Source organism: Microcoleus sp. A003_D6, assembly GCF_036702825.1.
In the GTDB taxonomy this organism is placed as follows: Bacteria; Cyanobacteriota; Cyanobacteriia; order Cyanobacteriales; family Microcoleaceae; genus Microcoleus.
This window is the reverse complement of record NZ_JAUBWA010000233.1, coordinates 1-4,561: the sequence shown is the minus strand read 5'-3', so window position 1 is coordinate 4,561 and position 4,561 is coordinate 1. Positions and strand designations below refer to the sequence as shown.

Below are 4,561 nucleotides of genomic sequence, written 5' to 3'. Positions count from 1 at the left end.
GCTCTTACATAAGTAGTTACTTTTGTCAACTTTTTTGTTAAGAAAGATGTTTATAAAGCATAGCTTAAAAAGGGGGGAACAAGAGAACTCTCAAAGTCAACCCCTACTCCCCTTCTTAAGGGGGATTTAGGGGGATATCCGGGGCATAAATAGTGTTAAGTGAACCGTATTGAGTTATAATTAGTCCTGGACGAACCGGTGTTCAGAAACCGGGTTTTTCAACCCAAATACTTGCTTAGAACCCTCAATCTCGGTTAAAAAACCCGGTTTATTTGTGGGCGAGTGCGATCGCGAACTAATCATGAACCAAGCTAAAACTCTATTTTCAATTATTGTTCCGACTTACAATCGTCCCGAGAAATTAGCCGCGTGTCTTCAGTCTTTTGTGGAACTGGAATATCCGCGCGATAAGTTTCAAGTCATTGTCGTCAACGACAGCACCGAAATCTCTGTAGAAACTACAATTTCCCCTTTTAAAAATCAGTTAAATCTCACACTTTTGACACAACCAAACTCCGGCCCCGCAACGGCGCGAAATACTGGATCTTTTGCCGCAGAAGGCAATTTTTTAGTGTTTACAGACGATGACTGTACTGTGGGGGTAGATTGGCTGCAAAATCTGGAAAAGCGATTTGGGGAAACACCAGATTGTTTAATCGGAGGTCGAACTGTAAACGCGCTGCCGGATAACATTTATTCTACTGCCAGCCAGCAACTGATCGATTACCTTTACAGTTACTATAATGCTATTGCCGATCGCGCGCAATTTTTCACTTCTAACAATTTTGCCCTTCCCGCTGAGGCTTTCCAAAAAATCGGCGGCTTTGACACGACTTTTTCTCTAGCGGCTGGAGAAGACCGGGAATTTTGCGATCGGTGGTTGCATTCGGGCAATGCCGCAATCTACGCTCCCGAAGTTACAGTCCATCACTCCCACGCACTAACTCTTCGCAAATTTTGGCAACAGCAATTCAATTACGGTAGAGGTGCTTTTTTGTTTCAGCAAGTTATCTCGAAACGCGCGGCTAATGGGAAACTGCAACATCCGTCATTTTATCTGAATTTGCTAACTTATCCATTTTTCCACGCACCGGGCGTTCAAAAGCTATTAATTGCAGGATTGTTTTTAGTTTCTCAGGCGGGAATTGCTGCGGGATTGTTTTGGGAGAAAAACAATTTTGTTGGGGAATAGAGTTGGATTATTGAACCGCAGAGAGCGCAGAGAGCGCAGAGAGAGAATTAAGAGTTAGTAGGGTGCGTCTCTGCTTTTAGCCGTCAATTATTAGACCTCTTGCAAAAATCCTTTCATCAATTGATGGAACGGGCAAGATGCCCGTTCCACAAGAGTTATTTTTTCTTGTGGAACGGGCATCTTGCCCGTTCTAATTATTTTTGCAAGAGGTCTATTGATAGAATAATTCGCTGCCGACGCACCCGACAAGTTTATTCTTTAGTCCGCGGAGGCGGACTTCGTTTGTATAGTAGCGGTTTCAACCGCCGAGTTCGATCTGCGATTAAATAAATCCGTGTTCTGCTAAGAATTCTGGTGTAATTGTTCCCAAACTGTTGATTGTGGGGCTTTCTTCCCACGGTTCGGGATGGGATTTTGAGCCGCTGCGGAGAAATTTGGCGACATATTTGCCCAGAATATCTGCTTCTAAATTAACTAAACTTCCCGGTTGCAAATAGCTGAGGTTTGTCTCACCAAAACTGTGGGGAATTACCGCAACTTCAAACCAATTGCCGTCAGCATCGCAATCTGCCACGGTTAAGCTGATGCCGTTGACGGCGATACTGCCCTTGGAAACGATGTAAGGTGCGATTTGGCGCTGCCATCCCGAATTTGCTGCTGGTGGGGCAGTAAACCGCATCTCCCAAGCGTTGGCGGTTTGGGTTGATGTCGCTAAAGCGCCGATCGCATCTACGTGCCCGGTTACAAAATGTCCCCCCAATTTGCTACCCGCGCGCAGGGAGGTTTCTAAGTTCACCAAAGCATCGGGGAATGCTCCTAAAGTAGTGCGGCGGAGGGTTTCTGGGGAAGCGACGGCGACAAAACCTTGTGGCAGAACTTCCACCACCGTCAAACAGACTCCATCCACGGCTACGCTGTCCCCAACGGCTAAATCTTGTAAAATCTGATAGGAGTTGCTTGAGGTGCTGGAAATTTGGAAGTAATCGTTGCCTAGCGACTTCAGCTTTCCGAGAGATTGAATCAGTCCTGTAAACATAAGTATTTTTCCGTAGTCGATCGCTATATTTAAATCAAACCACAACCACAAACCAGACGCAGGAGCTTTTGCCGTCCCCTCTCCCCCCAAGTCAATCTAAAATCTAAAATCTAAAATCGACAGTCCCCGATCGGTTGCAGATTCAGGCGAAGATCGAGTCATACTGGATTTAGGTAATCTTTATGTCCAAGTTCTCTACTGCCTTACAGTTTCTTAATTCTATGAGGCCGATCGAATGATTGAAATGAAAGTCGCTGGAATTGCTTTAGATGCAGCCACGCGCAGCCCTATTGTCCTATTGAGAGACGCTACGGAGCGACGCGCTTTGCCTATTTACATCGGTCAGGAGCAGGCAAAGGCTATTATTAGCGCTCTGGAAGGCAACAAGCCTCCTCGACCTTTAACTCACGATTTGATGGTCAATTTCCTAGAGGCCTGGAATCTTACCTTGGAGCGGATAGTTATTCACTCGCTGCAAGATAACACCTTCTATGCCGTGCTGATCGTCCGTCAGGGTGAAGTTAAAAAAGAGATCGATGCCCGACCCAGCGACGCGATCGCCCTGGCCCTGCGGACGAACTGCCCCATCTGGGTGATGGAAGAAGTCGTCGCCGATGCTTCGATACCGGTCGATCGAGATGCTGATGAAGCTGAACGCCGGGCCTTCCGGGAATTTATCTCAAACCTCCGTCCGGAGGATTTGATCAAGAGAAGCGGCTTCAGCCAGGGCGAAACTTCGTCTTGACATTTATGCGCTATCGACGGTTTGGCAAAACTAACTTGCACCTGTCTGTATTTTCCTTGGGAACCATGCGCTATTTGGCTTCTGAGGAAACTGCCTGTCAGACTGTACAAGAGGCTGTGTCTCGGGGAATCAATCACCTGGAAACGGCGGCTGGTTACGGTTGCAGCGAGGAATATCTCGGTGCGGCCATCTCGGCTGGTTTGTCTGTCGATCGATCGCGCCTCCACGTCACCACGAAAATTTCCCCAACCGAGGATGCAGCAGCAATGGAACGCTGCATCGACGCATCCCTCAAACGCCTGAATTTAGACTGTATCGATTGTCTGGCAATTCACGGTTTGAATACTTGGGAACATTTGGCGATTGTGCGATCGCCCACAGGCTGCATGGAATCTGTACGCAAAGCCCTCGCTGACGGTCGCATTCGGCACGTCGGCTTTTCGACTCACGGGCCTCTGGATCTGATTTTGGCTGCAATCAATACAGATTTGTTTGAATTTGTCAATCTGCATTACTACTATTTTTTTCAGCGCAACGCCCCGGCAATTGAACTCGCCAATCACAAAGATATGGGCGTTTTCATCATTTCCCCGGCAGACAAAGGAGGGCAACTCTACACGCCCCCGGAAACTCTCGCACAATTGTGCTCGCCTTTCTCGCCTTTAGAGTTGAACTATCGGTTTTTACTGAGCGATACTAGGATTGGGACTTTGAGTGTGGGGCCTGCAAATGCGACAGAATTAGAGCAACCCCTGAAATATTGCGATCGCGACTTTCCCCTCACCAACGCCGAAATCGCTGCGTTCGATCGGCTAGAATCGGCTATTGCAGGCAATTTGAAAACTGACAAGTGCAGCCAGTGCTATGCCTGTTTGCCTTGCCCGGAAAACATCAACATTCCCGAAGTATTGCGGCTTCGCAATCTCGCCGTCGGGTGCGACATGACTGACTTTGGCAAATACCGCTACGCCATGTTTGAAAATGCCGGACACTGGTTTCCAGGCAGCAAAGGCAACCGCTGCACGGATTGCGGCGAATGTTTGCCCCGGTGTCCCGAAGAGTTAGACATCCCAACTTTGCTCAAAGATACTCACCAGCGACTGGGCGGCAAAGCAGGCAGGCGGTTGTGGGATTGAAAAAAAGGTGAAGCAGGGAAAAGGTCGATCGAGCGTATCTAAGTTTTGCAATAATTAGGCTAAACTTTGGTTTAAGTGAATTTACTGTATAGTCGATCGAAAAACTACTTAGTCTGGCGACTGTCTGCGGGTCTTGGTGTCAACTTAACGTCTTATGTAGTATCGGTCTACTGCTTGAGTTCATAGTCTTCCCGATCCCCCCTAACCCCCCGGTAGTAATAAATATGTAGTGATTAGATATTCATTGGCTCAAAACATAGTTGTAATGATGAATAAAATACCAAATAGCACCAATATGGTTTTCTAACTTTTTAGAAAATGAGAGAGTCTTTCTTACGAGCCGAGAAACACGTTGGCGCAAAGTATTATTAAATCTTTCAATATGATTGGTTTTTCCACTATCTTTGCCAACTGGCTGATGGCGTTTGCTGGGAAAAATACAAGCATAAGCC

General features: G+C 47.1%; 5 protein-coding genes. 3 read left to right on the top strand and 2 right to left on the bottom strand.

Going from position 1 to position 4,561, the window contains the following annotated elements; all coding sequences use genetic code 11:
- Positions 1-301: 301 nt before the first annotated feature.
- Positions 302-1,192: a glycosyltransferase gene (locus tag QUB70_RS31670; protein ID WP_332985742.1), complete on the top strand. Its 891-nt coding sequence runs from the start codon at positions 302-304 to the stop codon at positions 1,190-1,192.
- A 322-nt stretch (positions 1,193-1,514) separates the two neighbouring features.
- On the opposite strand, the gene ribE is transcribed toward QUB70_RS31670, so the two are convergent.
- On the bottom strand, positions 1,515-2,228 hold the full coding sequence (ribE, locus tag QUB70_RS31665; RefSeq protein WP_332985741.1) for a riboflavin synthase: 714 nt from the start codon (positions 2,226-2,228) through the stop codon (positions 1,515-1,517).
- A gap of 235 nt (positions 2,229-2,463) precedes the next feature.
- On the opposite strand from ribE, the gene QUB70_RS31660 reads away from it, so the two are divergent.
- Both QUB70_RS31660 and QUB70_RS31655 read left to right on the top strand, forming a co-directional pair.
- Positions 2,464-2,973, top strand: coding sequence for a bifunctional nuclease family protein (locus tag QUB70_RS31660; RefSeq protein ID WP_332985740.1), 510 nt, complete (start codon positions 2,464-2,466; stop codon positions 2,971-2,973).
- A 5-nt stretch (positions 2,974-2,978) separates the two neighbouring features.
- Positions 2,979-4,109: an aldo/keto reductase gene (locus QUB70_RS31655; RefSeq protein ID WP_332985743.1), complete on the top strand. Its 1,131-nt coding sequence runs from the start codon at positions 2,979-2,981 to the stop codon at positions 4,107-4,109.
- A 241-nt stretch (positions 4,110-4,350) separates the two neighbouring features.
- Here QUB70_RS31655 and QUB70_RS31650 read toward each other — a convergent pair.
- Positions 4,351-4,561: IS1 family transposase (locus QUB70_RS31650; RefSeq protein ID WP_332985738.1), on the bottom strand; the 211-nt coding region annotated here is incomplete at its 5' end.